The 2,019-nt window shown below is 50.0% G+C and carries 3 protein-coding genes and 1 pseudogene; all 4 read right to left on the bottom strand.

Features of this window, described 5'->3' with window-relative positions:
• Positions 1–69: 69 nt before the first annotated feature.
• On the bottom strand, positions 70–732 hold the full coding sequence (locus XcodCFBP4690_RS22045; RefSeq protein ID WP_244183779.1) for a Tle-like phospholipase domain-containing protein: 663 nt from the start codon (positions 730–732) through the stop codon (positions 70–72).
• Positions 733–762: 30 nt separating this feature from the next.
• Complete coding sequence (locus XcodCFBP4690_RS22040; protein ID WP_244183778.1) at positions 763–1,437, bottom strand: hypothetical protein; 675 nt, start codon at positions 1,435–1,437, stop codon at positions 763–765.
• A gap of 56 nt (positions 1,438–1,493) precedes the next feature.
• Positions 1,494–1,640 carry a hypothetical protein gene (locus XcodCFBP4690_RS22860; RefSeq protein ID WP_167394756.1) on the bottom strand — a complete coding sequence of 49 codons (147 nt, stop codon included), beginning with the start codon at positions 1,638–1,640 and terminating at the stop codon, positions 1,494–1,496.
• Between the two features lie 29 nt (positions 1,641–1,669).
• Positions 1,670–2,019 (bottom strand): annotated as a pseudogene (locus XcodCFBP4690_RS22035) (hypothetical protein); the annotation flags it as partial.

Below are 2,019 nucleotides of genomic sequence, written 5' to 3'. Positions count from 1 at the left end.
CGAAATTCCGAAGTTCCAAAAGCCACTCTTCGGAACGACGCCACCTTCCGCCCTGTCAGGTCTCGTTGTTCAGACCTTCCCTAGCACGAGCGGACTGCCGTCATTTATCTTGAACGCATTGTCTGTCGCATAGCTAAGCACCTCCCCAGCTACTACGATCTGCTGCACATTGGCTTTCCGCGCCTTGTATTCAAGTTGATCGTAATCTTTGAACGCCTGTGGAATTGTATAGCCAGCAAGCTCCAATATCGCTTCGTATGCATCGTAAGTAAATGAGGCCGCCGACAACTCGAACGGCGCTTGGTCGAAGACAATTGCCTTCTTATCGAAATAGACTGCCATCAATGACGCAAGGCCACCACCGAGGGAATGCCCGGTAAAACTGGTCTTGCCCGGGTCCACGTCTTGCAGCTTAAGGACATCCAGATAGAAAACGACCGCCTCCAATGACTGAGAGATTGCCCCCAAGCCTGCCGGAAGATTGCCCGACAGCCAGTCGTTCAACGTGGCGCCTTCTTCATTTGTCGTCCCAGCATACGAAACGACCACCTCGCCTGTAGCAGCGTTTTGGTAGGCTCTAGCCATGAACCCTGTCACCGATACGGATTCGGCTATCTGGATCCATCCATTTGGGGGCCCGAGCGTATTCAACTCCGTTCTAACACCAGATTTCGCTCCATATACATTAGCCGCCAGTAAAGCATAATCAAACTGCACTTTATTGAAATCCATGGCAATCCATCCTTCTTATACAATTAAATATTAGTCACAAATCGCGTAGTCGCGTTTCTTATAGAACTCAGAGATTAATTTTGGAGGGCCAGAAGTTGGCTGCCTCGTTACATAAGCAATATCGTCCCAAGACAGGTAGGTCACGGGCCTATCCGCATGGCGAACCCCCCAATTCCCGGTTCCAGACAAATTAACTCCCATCTGCGCGATAGGCGCCTGCTGCTGATCGACCCTCTGCATCACGCCTTTGCGCCATCGATAGACCTCAATTAAATAGGTTCCCGAAGGCTTGCCCACGCAGAACTTTTCTTTCTTATCAGTGATAGCGACCACTAGATAGGCGTCATTGTTAACTACATCAAAAGAAAGCATTTCCGGGACCACGTCCGCAGTCTTAGCAGACCAGTGCACCCCCAACGGCGAATAAGTGATTTCCTGATAGATAGGAGGACCATCGTTCGTATTGGGGAAACCACTTTTTAACGCCACAGAATAACGATCCACATCAATACGCTGCCCATCGCTAAGCCATACCTGCTCCTTCCAGCGCATGGTGTCCTTGTTGCTACAACCACTGATCAAAGCGGCTCCCGCCAGCCCTAAAATCATTGCCCATCTAAGCATCCTCATCGCCTCGTCCCCTTTTGAAATTGCTTTCGTGGAACCACTCACACCTCGCACCCGGCTCAATCGGAATGCTTTCACGCAATACCGCCTATATTACGTGAAAGCACTTTATTCATTGCAATAACTTCCACCGTTTATTCCGCCATAGACACGACTTCGGCAAGCTGCGGCCGCTCATCTAGAAGCTGAATCGTATTCATCTCGGTTCTGACACTTGATTTAGCTCCATACACATTCGCCGCCAACAATGCATAATCAAACTGTGCCTTGCTAAAATCCATGGCATATCATCCTTTTAATGTTTAGGTGGTTATTTACAAACCGCGTAATCGCGCTTCTTGTAAAAGTCGGAAATCAGTTTTGGAGGGCCGGAACTGGGCTGCCTTGTCACATAAGCAATATCATCCCAAGACAGATAGGTCACAGGTTTGTTAGCATGACGAAAGCCCCAATTCCCCGTTCCCGACAAATTGATGCCCATGCGCTCGATAGGCGCTTCATGCTGATCAATCTTCTGCATCACACCCTTCCGCCAGCGATAGACATTGATCAGATAGGAACCCGGAGGCTTGCCGACGACGTCCCCCCGTCCTGAGTAGCGGCCGGGTTTAGAATCCAGGGTTGATGATAGCGGCGTTTGCCAGTTGTTGGGCATACGCA

This window comes from Xanthomonas codiaei (assembly GCF_002939785.1).
Taxonomy (GTDB): Bacteria; Pseudomonadota; Gammaproteobacteria; order Xanthomonadales; family Xanthomonadaceae; genus Xanthomonas; species Xanthomonas codiaei.
This window is presented reverse-complemented; position numbering and strand designations above follow the sequence as displayed.